The 17,614-nt window shown below is 49.6% G+C and carries 15 protein-coding genes; 2 read left to right on the top strand and 13 right to left on the bottom strand.

The window, feature by feature from the left end:
- Positions 1-26: 26 nt before the first annotated feature.
- The 9 genes from hemL to P22_RS09085 form a co-directional block, all read right to left on the bottom strand.
- The gene (gene hemL / locus P22_RS09045) at positions 27-1,340 is read right to left on the bottom strand and encodes a glutamate-1-semialdehyde 2,1-aminomutase (protein ID WP_054260023.1); all 1,314 of its coding nucleotides are present in this window, start codon (positions 1,338-1,340) and stop codon (positions 27-29) included.
- A gap of 28 nt (positions 1,341-1,368) precedes the next feature.
- Positions 1,369-2,349, bottom strand: coding sequence for a porphobilinogen synthase (gene hemB, locus P22_RS09050; protein WP_054259908.1), 981 nt, complete (start codon positions 2,347-2,349; stop codon positions 1,369-1,371).
- Positions 2,350-2,451: 102 nt separating this feature from the next.
- Entirely contained in the window at positions 2,452-3,960 is a 1,509-nt protein-coding gene (cobA, locus tag P22_RS09055) for a uroporphyrinogen-III C-methyltransferase (RefSeq protein WP_054259909.1), read from the bottom strand.
- A gap of 11 nt (positions 3,961-3,971) precedes the next feature.
- Positions 3,972-4,892 (bottom strand): hydroxymethylbilane synthase, encoded by a 921-nt coding sequence (gene hemC / locus P22_RS09060; RefSeq protein ID WP_054260024.1) that lies wholly within the window; start codon positions 4,890-4,892, stop codon positions 3,972-3,974.
- Positions 4,852-6,168: a glutamyl-tRNA reductase gene (hemA, locus tag P22_RS09065; protein ID WP_054259910.1), complete on the bottom strand. Its 1,317-nt coding sequence runs from the start codon at positions 6,166-6,168 to the stop codon at positions 4,852-4,854. The genes hemC and hemA overlap by 41 nt, the downstream gene beginning before the upstream one ends.
- Entirely contained in the window at positions 6,137-6,781 is a 645-nt protein-coding gene (locus P22_RS09070; protein WP_054259911.1) for a precorrin-2 dehydrogenase/sirohydrochlorin ferrochelatase family protein, read from the bottom strand. The genes hemA and P22_RS09070 overlap by 32 nt, the downstream gene beginning before the upstream one ends.
- A gap of 111 nt (positions 6,782-6,892) precedes the next feature.
- Complete coding sequence (mrdA, locus tag P22_RS09075; protein ID WP_054259912.1) at positions 6,893-8,683, bottom strand: penicillin-binding protein 2; 1,791 nt, start codon at positions 8,681-8,683, stop codon at positions 6,893-6,895.
- Between the two features lie 91 nt (positions 8,684-8,774).
- Positions 8,775-10,205, bottom strand: a complete 1,431-nt coding sequence (locus tag P22_RS09080; protein ID WP_054259913.1) for an LCP family protein — start codon at positions 10,203-10,205, stop codon at positions 8,775-8,777.
- 146 nt (positions 10,206-10,351) lie between these two features.
- Entirely contained in the window at positions 10,352-11,587 is a 1,236-nt protein-coding gene (locus tag P22_RS09085) for an MFS transporter (protein ID WP_054259914.1), read from the bottom strand.
- A 128-nt stretch (positions 11,588-11,715) separates the two neighbouring features.
- Here P22_RS09085 and P22_RS09090 point away from each other — a divergent pair, with 128 nt between their 5' ends.
- Positions 11,716-12,591: a LysR family transcriptional regulator gene (locus P22_RS09090; protein ID WP_054259915.1), complete on the top strand. Its 876-nt coding sequence runs from the start codon at positions 11,716-11,718 to the stop codon at positions 12,589-12,591.
- Between the two features lie 49 nt (positions 12,592-12,640).
- Here the strand turns inward: P22_RS09090 and P22_RS09095 are convergent, their stop codons facing one another.
- The gene (locus P22_RS09095; protein WP_054259916.1) at positions 12,641-13,282 is read right to left on the bottom strand and encodes a ribonuclease H1 domain-containing protein; all 642 of its coding nucleotides are present in this window, start codon (positions 13,280-13,282) and stop codon (positions 12,641-12,643) included.
- A 447-nt stretch (positions 13,283-13,729) separates the two neighbouring features.
- Between P22_RS09095 and P22_RS09105 the strand changes: the two genes are divergently transcribed.
- Positions 13,730-14,791, top strand: a complete 1,062-nt coding sequence (locus P22_RS09105; protein ID WP_054259918.1) for an HD-GYP domain-containing protein — start codon at positions 13,730-13,732, stop codon at positions 14,789-14,791.
- A 50-nt stretch (positions 14,792-14,841) separates the two neighbouring features.
- On the opposite strand, the gene P22_RS09110 is transcribed toward P22_RS09105, so the two are convergent.
- The 3 genes from P22_RS09110 to P22_RS09120 form a co-directional block, all read right to left on the bottom strand.
- Positions 14,842-15,876 carry an HD-GYP domain-containing protein gene (locus tag P22_RS09110; protein ID WP_054259919.1) on the bottom strand — a complete coding sequence of 345 codons (1,035 nt, stop codon included), beginning with the start codon at positions 15,874-15,876 and terminating at the stop codon, positions 14,842-14,844.
- Between the two features lie 105 nt (positions 15,877-15,981).
- On the bottom strand, positions 15,982-16,197 hold the full coding sequence (locus P22_RS09115; protein ID WP_054259920.1) for a heavy-metal-associated domain-containing protein: 216 nt from the start codon (positions 16,195-16,197) through the stop codon (positions 15,982-15,984).
- A 108-nt stretch (positions 16,198-16,305) separates the two neighbouring features.
- Positions 16,306-17,376 (bottom strand): glycosyl hydrolase family 18 protein, encoded by a 1,071-nt coding sequence (locus P22_RS09120; protein ID WP_054259921.1) that lies wholly within the window; start codon positions 17,374-17,376, stop codon positions 16,306-16,308.
- Between the last annotated feature and the right edge of the window lie 238 nt (positions 17,377-17,614).

Genomic DNA, 17,614 nt, shown 5'->3' on the forward strand with positions numbered 1-17,614 from the left:
AAAAAGCCGGCGAAAGCCGGCCTGAATTATTTGTTGTTGCGGTGCTGTGCTACCTCGGCAAAAGCCTGCCGGCTGGCAGCAATCGTTGCCTGTATATCCGCTTCCGTATGTGCTGCCGACATAAAGGAGGCCTCGAACGGAGAAGGTGCCAGATAAATGCCCTGTTTCAACATGGCATGAAAATACAGGGTAAAGGCTCTGCTATCGGCCCTGGTTGCACTGTCATAATCATATACCGGCTCTTTACTAAAGAATAACCCAAACATAGAGCCGATGTGCTGAAACTGTAGGAAAAGTCCCTGTTTTTCGGCCTCCGTGCGCAACCCTTCACACAACTGCGCCGTCTTTTTGCCAAGGGCATCATAGATTCCCGTGGTTGCCGTCAGACGTTCCAGCGTGACTATGCCGGCTGTCATGGCCAGCGGATTGCCGCTGAGCGTGCCCGCCTGATAGACCGGCCCGGACGGAGAAACGCATTCCATAATATCCCTTCGGCCACCGTACGCACCAACCGGAAGACCGCCGCCAATCACTTTGCCCAGGCAGGTAAGATCGGGAACAATACCGTACACCGCCTGCGCCCCGCCATAGGCAACCCTGAAACCGCTCATCACTTCATCAAAAATCAGTAATGCCCCGTAGCGGCGGGTAATATCCCGTACGGTTTGCAAATACCCCTCCCGCGGCAGCACCAGACCCATATTGCCTGCCACCGGTTCTATAATAACCGCGGCAATATCTTCGCCATGCTCGGCAAATGCCTGCCGCAGGGCTTCCTCATCATTATAAGGTACGCTGATTGTGCCGGCCGCTACTCGTTCCGGCACACCGGGACTATCGGGAACACCCAGCGTGGACGCTCCTGAACCAGCCTTTACCAGCAGGCTGTCATGATGTCCGTGATAACAACCGATAAACTTTATAATCCGGCTGCGCCTGGTAAAAGCCCGTGCCAGACGCAGCACGCTCATGGTGGCTTCAGTTCCGGAATTCACCATCCGCACCAGTTCCATCGAAGGCACTGCTTGTTTCACCAGCATGGCCAGTTTCGTTTCTAACAGTGTAGGAGCCCCATAGCTGGTTCCCTGCAGCACTGCCTTCTTAAGCGCTTCGGTAACCTCCGGATGCGCATGTCCTAAAATCATCGGCCCCCAGGAACCAACATAATCAATATATTCATTGCCGTCAATATCATATAAACGGCTTCCGGCTGCCCGGGCGATGAAGGGTGGTGTGCCGCCCACACCCCGGAAAGAACGTACCGGGCTGTTTACTCCTCCCGGAATATGTTGTTTCGCCTCGTCAAAAGCTTTGGCGGACTGCTCCAAATGAAACACGATCGCTACCTCCCTCTGCGTGTGGAATCCATCACGCTTCTTCTTTAAGCCATTGTGCGGCGTCCAGTGCATGATAAGTGATGATGATGTCCGCACCGCTGCGCTTCATGCTTAACAGCATCTCCATCACCATGCGCCGCTCATCAATCCAGCCGTTGGCCGCTGCGGCTTTTACCATGGCGTACTCACCGCTGACATTATACACGGCCATCGGCAGATCAAAACTGTCCTTAACCTGCCTTACCACATCCAGGTAGGTCATGGCCGGTTTCACCATGAGGATATCGGCCCCTTCCTCCACATCCAGAGCCGCTTCCCGCAGCCCTTCACGGGCGTTGGCCGGATCCATCTGGTAGCTTTTCCGGTCACCGAACTGCGGTGCCGAATCGGCTGCATCCCGGAAGGGTCCGTAAAAAGCCGAAGCATATTTAACCGCATAAGACATAATGGCTACGTCATGAAAACCCTGCTGGTCCAGCATCTGTCGAATAGCCAGCACCCGCCCGTCCATCATATCCGAAGGAGCGACCATATCCGCACCTGCCCGGGCATGACTAAGCGCCGTTTTCGCCAAAAGTTCCAGCGTACTGTCATTATCCACCTTATGACCGTGCAGCATGCCGCAGTGGCCGTGGGTGGTATATTGGCAAAGACATACGTCGGTAATTACGGTAAGTTCCGGCAACGCCTCTTTTATCCGGGAAACAGCCTGCTGTACGGGGCTGTGCATGTCCCAGGCACTGGAACCCTGTTCATCCTTGTAGGCGGGCAAACCAAAGACCAAAACAGCAGGAATCCCCAGTTCATAAACTTTACGGGCCACTTCCACCGCTTTATCGGCGGAAAAATGATACACGCCCGGCATAGACGCAATATCTTCCTCTATATTTTCTCCCGGTACAATAAACAACGGATATACCAAGTCCGCCGCCTGCAGAGTGTTTTCCCTCACCATCCGGCGGATCCCTGCCGATACCCGCAGTCTCCGGGGACGAATAAACGGTACGTTCATGTTCATTGACCTCCTCTACTCCCTGCTACGGGGAAAGTCACATAACCTGAAACGGCAGACCGCCACGATCTCCATTTAGCCATGTGACTGTTCCCTTTCCTGTTATTGTTTTAAAATCGCGGTCACCAGACCGTCAATGGTATACTCCTCGGCAATGATATCCGGTGTGATGTCATGTTCGGCGCAGGTCGCCGCCGTAATCGGGCCGATGCAGGCCACCTGCGCTTTTTTCAGCAAATGAACATAATCAGGTCCTAATAAAGCACATAAATTGGTTACCGTCGAAGAACTGGTAAAGGTGACTAGATCAATCCCTCCGTCCGCTAACATGCCGGCCAGCTTTTTTCCTTCCGTATCGCCGCATACCGTCTGATAGGCTGGTGCTACATTGACACCTACCCCCATTTCCCGCAAGGCTTCCGGCAGTATATCACGGGCAACGGCTGCCCGTGGAATCAGCACCCGCATACCGGCTTCCACCCGTCCCTGAAGCGCCTCGGCAATGCCTTCGGCCCGAAACTCCACCGGCACTAGATCGGCTAAAATTCCATGCCGCTTCAACATTCCGGCCGTCTGAGAACCGATAGCGGCCACTTTAATCCCGGCCAGGGCCCGGGCATCCAGCTTGGCTTCCCGTAAACGCCGGAAGAAAAATTCCACTCCGTTGACACTGGTGAAGATGATCCAATGATACTGGGACAATTCACCGATGGCTTGATCAAGCTTGGCAAAACTTTCCGGGGGCACAATTTTGATAGCCGGGGCTTCCAGGCACTGTGCCCCCAGTTCTTCCAGTCTGGCTGTCAGCGCACTGGCCTGCTCACGGGCTCGGGTAACCAGCACTTTACGGCCAAATAGCGGACGTTTTTCGAACCAGGCAAGCTTCTCCCGCAAGCGCACCACCTCCCCGACAACAAAAACCGCCGGCGCCGTAATCTTCTCCGTCTCCGCCATGGACGCCGCCTGCTCTACCGTAGTTTCCCATACCTGCTGCTGCGGTTTTGTCCCCCAGCGGATAATGGCGGCCGGTGTATCGGCAGCACGTCCGTATTGCATTAACCGGGAGGTTATGTAGGGCAGATTTTCCACTCCCATTAAAAAAATCAGGGTATCCACCGCAGTTGCCAGTTTGTCCCAGCGCAGAGTTGATTTCTCCTTTGCCGGATCCTCATGCCCGGTAATGACGGCAAAAGAGGTTGCCACACCCCGGTGAGTTACCGGAATACCGGCATAGGCAGGCACGGCAATAGCCGACGTAATCCCCGGTACGATTTCATAAGGAAGCTGCCGGGCTTCCAATTCCAGCGCTTCTTCGCCGCCACGGCCAAAAACAAACGGATCGCCGCCTTTTAACCGTACTACAACCTTCCCTGCCAGCGCCTTTTCTACCAGCAGGCGATTGATATCCGTCTGCTTCATGGTATGGGCACTGGATGCCTTGCCTACATAAATCAGTTCGGCCTCCGGCCGGACCAGTTCCAGCAGACGCTCATCCGCCAGCCGGTCATAAATAACCACATCGGCCACCCGCATGCATTCTATGGCCTTAACACTAATCAATTTATAATCTCCGGGTCCCGCCCCGACCAAATATACCATCCCTTGCTTCACGCCTTTCCCTCCTATAACGCCGCCAGTATCTCCCTGCCGCCGGCTGCCAGCATACGCTCTGCCAGCTTTACGCCCAGCGCCGCCGCTTCCGCCGCCGGTCCGCTGATTTGATCCTCAATTTTTTGCTTGCCGTTCGTTGATAAAATGACCGCCGACAATAGCAGCGAATCTCCGGTCAGCGTACCGTAAACACCAAGCGGAACCTGGCAACCGCCCTCCACTTTTTTAAGATAGGAGCGTTCGGCCGTAACCACCGTTGCGGTAGCCGGATCATTCACAAAAGATACGATTTCCCGTACCGTAAAATCATCACTGCGGGTTTCTATCGCCAGGGCTCCCTGGCCTACGGCAGGCAGACAAATATGCTGCGGTAAAATCTGACTGATTTTTTCCTCCCAGCCCAGCCGCACCAACCCGGACACCGCCAAAACAATGGCATCCAAATCGCCGGTTTCCAACTTACTCATTCTGGTATTCAAATTGCCGCGCAGGTCACAAATGCAGAAGTCGGGGCGGTAATGCAAAAGTTGGGCCTTGCGCCGCAGGCTTGACGTGCCGATCCGCGCTCCCGGCGGCAGTTTATCCAGTTTGCCATAACGGGGACTGACAAGAGCATCGCCCGGATCAGCCCGTTTTGTTACGGCCGCCAGCATTAACCCCTCCGGTAACTCCGTCGGCATATCTTTCATACTGTGCACGGCTAGATCAATCTCACCGTTTAGCATGGCATGTTCTAATTCCTTGGTAAATAAACCCTTGCCGCCAATCTTGGCCAAAGGCACATCCAGTATTTTATCGCCGGTCGTGACAATATGTCTTAACTCCACCTGTATATTCGGATATTTCCCGGCAATCATCCGGGCAACATGTTCCGCCTGCCACAAGGCAAGTTTACTGCCGCGCGTACCGATAACAAGATTTTTTTTCACTATGTCCGCCATCTCCTATTGCATCAAGTTTAAACAAAGCACGTACGGCATCCAGGTAATACTGCTCATCGCCATGCACGGCGGCTTCATGAATACGCATCATCGGATCGCGCAACAGTTTGCGCACCAGCATTTTTGACATATTTTCCAGCACCCGGCGTTCTTCCACCGCACTTTCCGGCAGCTTGGCCAGCGCCCGTTTTAATTCCCGCTGGCGGATCATTTCCGCTTTATCGGTCAGTCGTGCCATGGTTGGCTGATAAGAAAGATAACGGAATTTCGCCACCAGTTCCTGCAGTTCCTCGGCAATAATGACTTCCGCCCGGCGCGCTTCCTGTTCCCGTTCATGAATGTTACATTCCACCACGGCTTCCAGATCGTCGATATTATACAGGCTGACGCCCGCCACAGCGGCTACTTCCGGCTCGACATCCCGCGGTACGGCAATATCAATAAAAATGATCGGCTGGCCTTGTCGTTTGGCCATCAGATGGGCTACATCCAGGGTCCGGATAATATAATGCGGCGCCCCGGTAGAAGTAATTACAATATCCGCTTTTACGGCGCATTTCATAAACTCCTCAAAGGGAACGGCAATCCCCTGGAACTTGTCTGCCAACTGGGCGGCCCTTTCAAACCGCCTGTTGGATACAAAAACCGTCTTCACTCCATTTTCCACTAAATGGCGGGCCGTCAGTTCGCTCATTTCGCCGGCTCCCAATAGTAATACATTAGAAGCCGAGAAATCGCCAATCGCATGCTTGGCCAACTCAACGGCCGCATAACTGACAGAAACGGCATTGTAGGCAATCCGGGTTTGCGTGCGGACTTTCTTCCCTACGGCAATGGCCCGGTTGAATAAAGTATTTAACACCGTACTGGTCATACCCACTTCCCGGGAAATCGCATAGGCCTTTTTTACCTGACTTAAAATTTGTCCCTCGCCGATAACCAGTGAATCCAGGCTCGACGATACCCGGAACAGGTGCGCTATACACTCATCTTCTAAATATACATAAAAATGTCCCTCAGCCGCATTTTCAGCATCCGCCATACGGGTCAAAATGCTCTGCATAACTTCCAGTCCGTCTTCGGCATCATCCACGACCGCATACATTTCCGTACGGTTACAGGTGGACAAAATAACACATTCGGCTATCTCTTCGCGGGTAACCATGTTCCGGAGAGCCGCTTTCACCTGTTCCTCCGAAAAGGAAAAGCATTCCCGTACATCGACCGATGCCGTCTTATGATTTAATCCCAGAACAACCAGCTGCATGTTCTATCTTTTCCTCCGCCTCTTTAACCTTACCTTGTTTCAGTAAAGCAAGTATTTCCTGATCAAACGCCTGCCGCCAGAAAACTTCCCTGTCCTTAGGCCTGTCCAACCCCTCCTTGACCCTGTCCCGCAGCGCGGCAACCAAATCCAGATATAAACCGTATTCCGCACCATAACGCCCGGCCAACTCTTCCCGCAGCAGCCGGGATATGCCCGGACTCTTACCGCCGGTTGACACCGTCAACAGCAAATCACCGCGGACCACTTGCGCCGGCACGGTAAAATCGCTAAGCTCAGCGTCATCCACCACATTAACCAAGGCTCCGGCCTGCTTAGCCTCTTCAGCAGCCGCACGGTTAACCTCCGTCCGGTTTGTTGCACAAATCACGATAAAAAACTGCTGCAGCATACCAAAACGGTAAGCCTCGGCCACATGTACAATCCGTCCTGCCGCCTGCAGCCGGCGAAGTTCCGGCGTCAAGTCCGGGCTAATTACCGCCACCTGCGCTTTTGCCGCCAGCAGCGAGCCCACTTTGCGTTCGGCAACACTGCCGCCGCCAACTACGGCACAATGCCTGCCGGTCAGCTGCAAATTAACTGGATATACAGGCATAAACGTTCACCTCATCTTCATCTTGTTTAGTATTCGCTATCGTATTCCGAACTCCTTTTTTCGTCTGAAATAGTTATTGTTTTGCTTACTATCTATTCTACATATCCCCCGTCAGGGTTTTGCTGCTTTAAAATAGGCCTGTAAAACCTCTCTTACTACCGGTGCGGCAGCAACCGAGCCTTCACCGCCTTCTTCCACCAGTACGGCAACGGCAATTTCCGGCCGATCCGCCGGCGCATAGCAGGCAAACCAGGAATGAGTTGTCCCCTTGCCGGTTTCCGCCGAACCGCTTTTGCCGGCAACAGTCGGCTGAAAATCACGAAAAACAGCCGCACCCGTGCCGCCGGCAGTTACCTGTTGTAACCCCTGCCGTATCAGTTCCCAATGCGCAGGCTGCAGGTATACCGTCCGCAGAATTTCAGCCGGAAATTCCTGCGCCACACTCCCATCCTGCGCTAAAACCTGTTTAACCAGCTGTGGCCGGTACATAACGCCGCGATTGGCGACCGCCATTAAGAGCATGGCCTGCTGCAGCGGGGTTGCCAGGTAATACCCCTGCCCGATAGCGGCAATCAGTGTTTCTCCTTCATACCAGGGTTGCTGAAACCGCTCTTCTTTCCAGGCTACCGTAGGGACCACGCCCTGGACCTCTCCGGCCAGTTTAATCCCGGTAGTCTGCCCAAATCCAAAGGTCCGGGCATAATCGGCCAGCCTGTCCACCCCGAGCCGCCGTCCCAATTCATAAAAAACCGGATCACTGGACCAGGCTATGGCTCCCACGATATCGAGTTTACCCAGTCCCTTGATATCCCACCCATAAAAGCTCCAGCCATGGTATATATATACGCCCTTGTCGATAAACACCTCATCGGCCTTGGTCTGCCCCGTATCCAGTGCGGCAGCGGCCGTTACAATTTTAAAAACCGACCCGGGCGGATACGCATTCTGAATGACCTTATTCGCTAAAGGATTACGGACATCCGTTGCCAGCCGCTCCCATTCCTGATAACTAATTCCGTCAGTAAAAAGATTGGGGTTAAAAGCCGGATAACTGGCCATGGCCAGTACTTCCCCGTTTTGCACATTTAAGACAACCACACAGCCCCCCTGTGCCGGCGCCCCGCTTTTCCGGCTGCGTTCCACCTGAGCAGCCAAAGACTCTTCCGCAGCTTTCTGCAAATTGGCATCCAGTGTGGTCACAATCGCCTCACCGGGAGTGGCGGCCTCTTCCCCCAGCATATTGACTTCCTCGCCCTGAACATTAACCTCTACTGCCCGGCCACCCTCCCGGCCGCGCAACACCTGTTCCCATTCCTTTTCCAGACCGGATTTTCCAATCAATTCATTGGGCCCATACCCCTGCTGCTTATATTCCCCATACTCTTCCTCGCTAATGTTGCCGACATATCCAAGGACCTGAGCCGCCAGTTCGTTATATAGATAGTGGCGCACCGGAACGGCTTCAATAATCACTCCCGGCAGATCATTTTTGCGTTCCTGAATCTTGGTAATCATAACTTCATCGGCATCGCGCTTTAAGCGAATGGGTGAATAAGGCATAGCCCGGTTGCGCTCCAGGCTGCTTTCAATTTCAGCAGCCGGTACTCCGGTAATGCCCGCCAGCACCGGGGTAGCTTCCACTGCACGAGTGTATTCCGACGGGATAATGGATACGGCAAAACTGGGACGGTTAGAAACCAGCACCGCTCCATGACGATCGTAAATGATTCCCCGTGGCGCCGGTGAAGCGATTTTACGGATACGGTTGCTTTCCGCAAATTCTTTATATTGCGGCCCCTCAATCAATTGCATCCAGCCCAGCCGTAAAACCAGCACCAGGATCATGCCGGCGACAATCATCAGCAATACCCTCAACTTCTGCAATTTTTCAATATGCATCATGCCTTATCACGTCCTACTGCCATACTCTTTTTATTATGGCAAAAAAGGACAAAAAAAATAGCCCCGAGCGGGGCTATCCTTACCCTACAAACTATTTACCTGCAAAATCCCTGCCAACAATCACTGTGGCCTGGCTGTTTTTATTATCGTCATTTTCGACCTGCAGAGAATACTGAAACGGCAGGTTGCTTAATTTGTCAACCACTGCGCTATTGGCCGTATTGGCAACAACGGTAGTGGTCTTATACGTACTGGTCATATTGGAAACCCCGGAAACCTGAAAGCCCTGTGCCTTGAGCAACGAAGCCATTTTGTCCCCGGCGCTCGCCACACCGCTGGCATTAAGGACTTTCACCGATATTTTAGCCGGCGGTGGCAACACCGGCTTATCCCGGATTTTGTCCTTCCTGTTGTCCCTGTCTTTTTCATTTTCCCTATTGGCAGCCTTGTCCCTCTCTTTATCTTCCTTTTTTTGTTCTTCTTTTTCCTGTTCTAGTTCTTCAGCCGTTTTGGGCGGCGGATCAAGAACCGTCATTTCCTTGGGAATGGAGTTTTCATACTCGGCAGCGGTACGTTTGGCATCCACCAGATATCGGTCGCCGGCCTGGATATCCAGTAAGGCGGCCATATGCTTGCGCAGTGCAGCAATATCCGGAATCCAGTAACTGACATCATCAATATAGGCCGGACGGCCCGGTACCATAGTCGCATGCAGCCCCTGTTTGGAGGCATCATTCAGCAGCTTGGCCAAATTCAGCATTTCATTTACCGACATGTCGGTTTTAATGGCCGAACTCAATTCACTGATTAGTGCCGGCACTTTGGTGATAACCGCCGGGCTGGCCGCTTCATCCATCAGCGCCTTGACAAATTTCTGCTGCCGTTTCACCCTGCCGATGTCACCTTCTTCATCCCGATAACGGACATACTGAATGGCGGTTTTACCGTCCATATGCTGCAGTCCGGGACGCAAATTGATAACCAGCCCCTTATCATCGTAAGGATCTTCATAATACATTCTTTTTTCCACGTTGATGTCAATGCCGCCCAGGGCGTCCACAATATTGACAAATCCCGAAAAATTGACCAAAACATAGTAGTCAATGGGAATATCCAATAATTCCTCGACTGCCTTCATGCTAAGCTTATGCCCGCCTTCGGCATAGGCATGATTGATTTTATCATACCCGTGCCCGGGAATTTTAACGCGGGTATCGCGCGGTACCGACAACATGGATACGGCTTTTGTATCCTTGTCCACCGTAATGACAAATAACGTGTCCGAACGGCCGACATCCCCGGAACGTTCGTCCACACCCATAACCAGAATATTGACTTTTCCCGTCCCTATCAATGTGCTGCCTACCCGTTTAGTTGCTTTTTCAAAATCCCCGCCACTAATAAACCAGACATAGGACGCTGCTGCCACCGTAAGCATAATTAAAAGCATTGCCAAAACGGCCCATATACGTGTTTTCTTCCTAACCCTCTGCTGTGAAAGCCGTTCTTTCAAACGTGCCATTTTGCAACCTCCTTTACAGCCGCTTTCCCCCTGTGAATCAAACCCAGACCTTTGCCATTCCGTTCAGCAACCGCACCCGTGCAAGAAATAAGCCCCCAATACGAGGGGGCTTTATTTCTCAAGTATACAAAAAGTTACACCAATGGTCAAGCTTTTTTATGGGCTGCCGGGTAAGACTGTAAACCGGCTGTACATTGACCTTCCCTGGCCCAAAGCGCCACTGACACAAGCAAGGCGGTTGACAGCGCCAGACCGATCAATAGCACTACGCCCTTCCAGCCGTGCCACAGCAAAAATTTTCCGCCCCAGGCCCCAAGTATGCTGGAGCCGATATAATAAAATAGGAGATACAGGGATGCAGCCTGTGCTTTTCCGGTCTGGCGGCCCTTGCCGACCCAGCTGCTGGCCACAGAATGGCTTCCGAAAAAACCAAAAGTAAATACCGCCACACCGATTACCTTGATGTATATATTCATAGTAAGCGTAATTACAGCACCGGCCAGCATAATCACCAGCGACAGGCAGAGCACTTTAGCACTACCTACGTTGTCGGCCATTTTCCCCATAAAGGTGGAACTAAAGGTCCCTACCAGATAAACAACAAAAATGCATCCCACAATGGTCTGGCTTAAATTATATGGCGGTGCCATTAGCGGATAAGCGATATAATTGTACAACGTAACAAAACTCCCCATAATTAAAAACCCGACGGCGTACAGACAACATAGCTGCGCCTCCCGCAAGTTTCCGAAAACTCCCGCCAAAGTATCTTTAAGCCGCAGAGGACGCGGCTGGAAATTGCGGGACTCCGGCAGACTGAACCAAAACCACAAACTGGCCAGCACACTGATAAAACCCAATGTCCCCAGTGCAAAACGCCAGCCAAAGAAATCGGTTAATGTACTGATCATTATCCTGCCTAAAAGACCTCCCACAGAATTGCCGCTGACATAAATCCCCATAACCAGACCGGTAATATACGGACTGAACTCCTCGTTAATGTAAGCCATGGCGATAGCGGGAAAACCGGCTAACAGTATCCCCTGCAAAATCCGGATGACCAGCAGCAAGGCAAAATTTGAACTAAAAGCCGCCGCAATTGCCAAAACGGATGAACCGAGCAGCGAAACCGCCATAACACACTTTCTTCCTTTGGCTTCAGACAGCCAGGACATAAACAGCATCGCCACCGCCAGGCTGCCGGTGGCAAACGATATTGACAAACTGGCGCTGGCCGGTGGTATATGGTAGACAGCCGAAAAAACGGGAATCAACGGCTGCATACAATATAGCAGGGCAAAAGTCGCAAAACTGCCTAAAAACAGCGCGGCAATGGTTTTCCAATACTGCGCGTCACCTTTCTCAATAAGACCGTCCAACATCACATACACTTCCCTGGTTCCAAAAATTGATTTGACTTTTTTATCTTACGCCTAAATTAATTATAATTCCAATGCATCTTTATTATATAATTAATGCATAACAATTATATAAAAAAGGTGATCGTTTTATGGAATGGTATCAACTGGAAAACTTCAAAGTAGCGGCTAACACTCAGAACATAAGCCGTGCCGCCCGTTTAATGTCCGTTTCCCAGCCGGCTCTTAGCCGCTCCATCAGCAAACTGGAACAGGAATTGGGTTGTCCTCTGTTTGAACGCAACGGAAAGCATGTGATTTTGAACCGCTATGGCCGCACATTTTTACAATACGTTGAACAAGCTCTGCAAGAAGTAGACACCGGCAAAAAAGTCATTCAGGATATGCTCCACCCGGATCATGGCACCGTTTCCCTGGCCTTTTTGCATTCCCTGGGCGGCAATGTCGTCCCCAGACTGTTGGGAAAATTTCATAACCGGTACCCCGATATCCAGTTTAAACTATATCAAAATTACACCACCTTACTGATTGATCAGTTAGAGGCCGGTGAAATCGACCTTTGCCTATGTTCCCCGACTATTGACAAGCCAACGCTGGAGTGGCGGCCCCTATTCAATGAAGAATTGCTGATCGCCGTTCCGCACGGACATCCTCTGGCCCATCGTCGCGAAATTAAACTCACCGAAATTGCCAATGAACCGGTTGTGACGTTTAAACAAGATTATGGCCTCAGAATTATCATGGATCAATTTTTTCATGCTGCCGGCGTAACCCCTCTAATCGCCTTTGAAGGCGAAGAAATTCTTACCGTTGCCGGTCTGGTAGAAGCCCGTTTTGGCATTGCCCTCATTCCCCGCATCGCCGGACTGGAAAATATGAAAATTTCTTTCCTGCATATTGCCCAAGCCGACTGTAGCCGCATGATTGAAATGGTCTGGGTTAGAAATCGCTATTTATCACCGGCCGCTCATACGTTTAGAAACTTCGTCATTAACGAGTTTACCTAATAAATCAATACAAAAAAAGCCGCAAATACGCTTTGCAGCTCCCTCTGGGTTAGGCTTCGCAGTCATCAGCCCCATATTCCTTTAACGCTTGTCCTGCCAGCTTGTCCGCCAGTTCATTGCCTTCCACTCCGGTATGGCCGGCAACCTTATTAAAGTGTATCCAGTCCAGATGCTGACGGATAAAAGCAGCATAGGCCCGGGTAATCTCATTATTGGTTTTCCATCTTCCGGTTGCCCATTCGGATATGCCGATATAGTCATGATGGATGGTAATCGTATCTACATCCTGATGTTTTGCCCAATTGACGGCCTCCACCGTGGCCTCCAGTTCGCCTGCCACATTACGGATGGCAGCGGCATCAGCCTGCTTCCCAACGCCGCTGGCGGTATGAATTACCTTGCCGTTCCGATATACGGCAAACCCCCAGCTGTACTGCTTCTTATTGTGGTCATAGCTGCCATCCACGTAAATGTGATAATGCCTGCCGGAGGATAAATCAGAGCCCGGACCTTCTGCTGCCGGCCAAACGGCGGCCTGGCCGCGAATATAGGCAAGTGCTTCCTCTTCCGTCGGGAAACTCTTGAATAGCGCCCCCTTAAAGCCGGTCACCTGTTTTTGACACTCTCCCCAAGTGGTAAACACTCCCGTTTCCCGGCCGGCTTTGACCGCATAATATTTTTTTGCTGCCATAAAACATCCATTCCCCCTAAAATCGACTGTCCATTATTCTGTCCGTTCCACCGCGGATTGCTTGCCTGCTCCGTACAGCCTCAAAGCCCGGCTTACAGGGAAAATCCGCTAGTTTCCCGCGAAGCCTTATGATAAGCAAACCTGTCCAAGGCAGTATTTCGGAACCAGTTCTTTTTAAAACGTTGATACGGTTCCCCTGCACTGCATCCTTCCACCTGCTGTTTCATTTTACCATAAGGACGTGCATCGCCAAAAGCCTAATATCAGACTAAATCCAAAGACACCGGTTTTACTATAATGGTAAGGAAACAGGCAAATAATATAACATGCTCCCCGGCGAATTCTCTAAGAAGGAATTTTACTATTTTGAAAGGATTATAGAAGGATTATAATGGATATGGCTTATGAAAAATTTCATAAATATAAAAACTGTCAGGGAGGTGTCTCATGCGCCGTATACTATTAGACAACATCCAACCCGGTATGTACCTGTCCAGAGCGTTGATTGCGCCTGATGGTGCTGTTTTATTACATGAAGGCATAGAAATGAAGGAGCGATATATTAATTACCTGCGTGAACAGGGAATTGAGTATCTATATATTGATGAACCCAAAACCGAGGATATTGTGGTCGAAGATGTCATCAATCCTAAACTACGGCAGCAAGCACTGCAGACAACAGTGGAAATCATTAATAACTTCCAAGTCGGCAAGGGAGTTGACCTAAGCAAAGTTAAATCCATTGTCAGTGACATGATTAATCAATTGGGGCAAAAACGTGAAATCATGGTACATTTTATTGATATCCGCCGCAAGCAGGACTATATGTTTACCCATGCCGTCAATACCTGTCTTCTGTCGGTAATGACCGGAATTGCCATGGGCTATAATGATACCCAGTTGGAAGAACTGGGTTTAGCCGCCATGCTGCATGACATCGGTAAAATTAAATTTTCTCCCAATCTGTCACAAAGATATCCCCGACGGTTAACAGAAGCAGAGAAAGAGGAATATCGGCAGCATCCTTTTTATACTCTGGAATTATTAAAAGACAACCCTTTGTTAAATACGAATATCCTCAACGCCTGTTTTCAGCATCATGAACGCTGGAACGGCAGCGGTTATCCTATGGGGCTGGAAGGAGACGTCATTAACGAGTATGCGCAGATCATCAGTGTAGCCGATGCTTACGACCGCCTGATTTCCGGATTGCCGCACCGCAAACCGACACCGGTTTATTATGCCGCGGCCATTCTCAAAAAGGCCGCCGGTCAATATTTTAATCCCCTTATCGTTGACAATTTCATTAAGAATATCGCCATTTATCCCATTGGTACAACCGTTAAACTCAATAATAATCAAACTGCTGTTATTTTAGACGTTGACAAGGAAAATAAACAAACACCTATTGTACGCATTATGTCTGGTGAAGACAGCAGTAAAATAAACCAGTTAATTGAACTGGACCTGAAAAAAAATCCCGAATTATTTATTGTTGATTTTGAATGACCGTATTATGGTTAAGAATAAAAAGAAGCGGCCCCGACACCGCTTCTTTTTTATTCCCTGCTGATAATGATAAGACCGGATTCTTTTTCCAGGTCAATAAACTGACCGTCTTGTGTACGTACCACCAGGCGAAGCTGGCAATCCTTCCCTACACTGACAATAGTGGCTTTACGTCCATCGCTCAGCAATACCGAATTACCTACAATCCAGCCCCTGATATTTTCTAAAAATATCCAGCAAAGGCTTGGATCCAGTTTTTCAAACATTTCCAAATATAAAACCCTTGCTACCTCATAGGGTGTTTTGGCCTCATGATAAACTCGTTTCGACGTCATCGCATCATACATATCCACAACGGCAATAATTCTGGCAGAAACAGGGATTTCTTCTTTTTTTAACTTTCCGGGATAGCCGCTGCCGTCCATTCTCTCATGATGATGCAATACCGCCCATAATATGGATTCCGGAAAGTGACTGTAACGGAGCAGTTCATACCCTGCCAGCGGATGCTGCTGAATGATTTTTCTTTCCCGTTCAGTTAGGTTTCCCGGCTTATTTAAAATCCGCAAAGGGATGGTAATTTTGCCAATGTCATGCAGTAATCCGGCCATCATCAATTCATGGGAATCAGCTTCCGGATAATTGAGCCATCTGGCAAAAATACCGGATAAAACCGCCACATTAATGGAATGCTGCAAGGTATATTCGTCACGGCATCTCAGATCGTGCAGAAAATCAATAACCCCATAGGTCTCCATCAACGGTTTTATGGCACTATTCACCAGGTTTTTTACGTCTTTGATTTGAATATCCTGAATATACTGGGTTGAAAAAAAGAAATCTTTTACCCTTTCGACCGTTTCCCGGTATGTTGTCACAAATGCTGCAGGAATTTCCCTGTAACCCTGCTGACGATCGGAATTCTCCCTATCGCAGTAAACTTCCATATGTTTAAGTGTTTGAAGATGGGAATTGGTCAATATGGTGCCTTTTGCCAACAATAATTGTCCTTTTTTTGAAAAAAGCGAATGCTGCAGCTTTGTGCCCACACCATATCGCGACGGCCAAAATCGTCTGCCCTTCAACCCTATCTTCCCCTTTATCAAATAAAAATCCCTAAAAATATTTGATAATACTACCCATTACATAAAATTCCCTCTAAATTTCATCAGGCGAAAAAGAAACCATCACTACTCCCGCTCTGCCACTGTATATCCTTCCTCGCCAACCGCTGTCGTGATCTCAGCCAGCGTAATCTTTTCATTATCATAGGCCACAGAAAGCTTTTGAGTATCCAAATCCACCTGAGCCGCAATAATCCCCGGCAAAGCCAGCACCGCCCTCTCCACAACGGCCTTGCAATGGGCACAGCTCATACCTTTTACTGTTAAGATTATCTTTTCCATATAACTGCCTTCCTCCCCTGCTTTTTTCAAAACAAAATTCCCAGGGATATCATTGTATTCCGTATTATATGGTAAAATAACCTGCTGGCTTGGCCAGCAAGTTATTTTTTACTGTTGCTTAGGAAATTTTTGATCGATTAACGGCCAAATATCCGGTTGTTCCTGTCCCAACCGCCATATAGCGATACCGGCCGGGTTGTATTTGGCAATAATATCCAGTTTCGCCGAGGTGCTGTCGGCATTTTCAAACCATACTTCATGATTATCATATTTAAAATACGGTGATTTACTGGCCTCGTCAAACATGATCTTTGCTCCGTTTTGTTCGGCCCGGACAATGGCATCCGCATAAGTAACCGTTTCGCCATCTTTATCCGGAGCCCAATCATAACCATAAGCCCCCAGTCCGATTAATACCTTATTGGGACCACCGCATTGTTCGATTGCATACTTAATATTTTTTTCATACCATTCAATCGGAGCTATCGGCCCCGGCGGCGATGTTGACCAATGATGGTCATAGGTCATAATTTGCAGATAATCGGCATTTTTAGCCAATTCAGGATAATCATAAGCCCCGGATACATCTTCCGCCACATCTACCTGAGGAAAAACCGAAATAATCAACAATTTATTCAGGGCTTTTAATTTCGGATAAAGTTCCGCAACAAAGGCGGTTAAATTTTCCCGTTGTGCAGGCGGCAGCAGCTCAAAATCAATATTGATACCATCATATTGCTTTTCCTGAGCCAGTTTGACAATATTGTCAATCACTTTGCTGCGGATTGCCGCATCCCCCAGAACTGCCTCGGTAGCTCCGGATTTATTGGTTATCAACGGTATAATTTTTAAACCTGAATTACGGGCCGTGTCATAAACCAACTGGCTGTCCCTGGCTTCCAGGGTGCCGTCCTGCGTTGCCCGGTACCAAAAAGGTCCCACACCGGTCATACTGTTAGCATGTGTTTTCATACTGGGAAAAGATCCGGTCTTATCCGGAGTTCCCGGCCAGGGATTCTCATAATAACCGATGATTAGGCGGGCCGGAATATTTAAATTAGGGACCGATGGCAATAACTTGGGAGCAGGCGACTTTTGACCGCCGCACCCGCCTGACAGCATTAAAATCAGCACAGAAACCATGATCACAAATACCACACTTATTTTACACCAACGCATCCTATTCACCCTTTCTGATACATACTCATCATTAGTATCAGCCAATAGCATTTTCTTATGCGCCGAACCCGCTTTAAAACACTCAATTTCTTAGATAAAACGTATGATATTAATAAAATCTGTTAAAATATGAATACCTTCGTAATCATCCGGCTTTTTGGCGCTAACCCGATCTAACCGCATTTTTACGTGTTTTAGCGGCAAGCATTTATCCCGCCGAAATGTTATACTATTCGTA

The organism is Propionispora sp. 2/2-37, from assembly GCF_001298735.1.
In the GTDB taxonomy this organism is placed as follows: Bacteria; Bacillota; Negativicutes; order Propionisporales; family Propionisporaceae; genus Propionispora.

What these genes read in the sequence shown, in the direction of transcription:
- P22_RS09115 (WP_054259920.1), bottom strand. Translation starts at nt 16,197, where the DNA reads ATGGAAAAGATAATCTTAACAGTAAAAGGTATGAGCTGTGCCCATTGC.
- P22_RS09120 (WP_054259921.1), bottom strand. Translation starts at nt 17,376, where the DNA reads ATGCGTTGGTGTAAAATAAGTGTGGTATTTGTGATCATGGTTTCTGTG.
- P22_RS09085 (WP_054259914.1), bottom strand. Translation starts at nt 11,587, where the DNA reads ATGTTGGACGGTCTTATTGAGAAAGGTGACGCGCAGTATTGGAAAACC.
- P22_RS09095 (WP_054259916.1), bottom strand. Translation starts at nt 13,282, where the DNA reads ATGGCAGCAAAAAAATATTATGCGGTCAAAGCCGGCCGGGAAACGGGA.
- hemB (WP_054259908.1), bottom strand. Translation starts at nt 2,349, where the DNA reads ATGAACGTACCGTTTATTCGTCCCCGGAGACTGCGGGTATCGGCAGGG.
- P22_RS09070 (WP_054259911.1), bottom strand. Translation starts at nt 6,781, where the DNA reads ATGCCTGTATATCCAGTTAATTTGCAGCTGACCGGCAGGCATTGTGCC.
- mrdA (WP_054259912.1), bottom strand. Translation starts at nt 8,683, where the DNA reads ATGATGCATATTGAAAAATTGCAGAAGTTGAGGGTATTGCTGATGATT.
- P22_RS09080 (WP_054259913.1), bottom strand. Translation starts at nt 10,205, where the DNA reads ATGGCACGTTTGAAAGAACGGCTTTCACAGCAGAGGGTTAGGAAGAAA.
- P22_RS09090 (WP_054259915.1), top strand. Translation starts at nt 11,716, where the DNA reads ATGGAATGGTATCAACTGGAAAACTTCAAAGTAGCGGCTAACACTCAG.
- hemA (WP_054259910.1), bottom strand. Translation starts at nt 6,168, where the DNA reads ATGCAGCTGGTTGTTCTGGGATTAAATCATAAGACGGCATCGGTCGAT.
- P22_RS09105 (WP_054259918.1), top strand. Translation starts at nt 13,730, where the DNA reads ATGCGCCGTATACTATTAGACAACATCCAACCCGGTATGTACCTGTCC.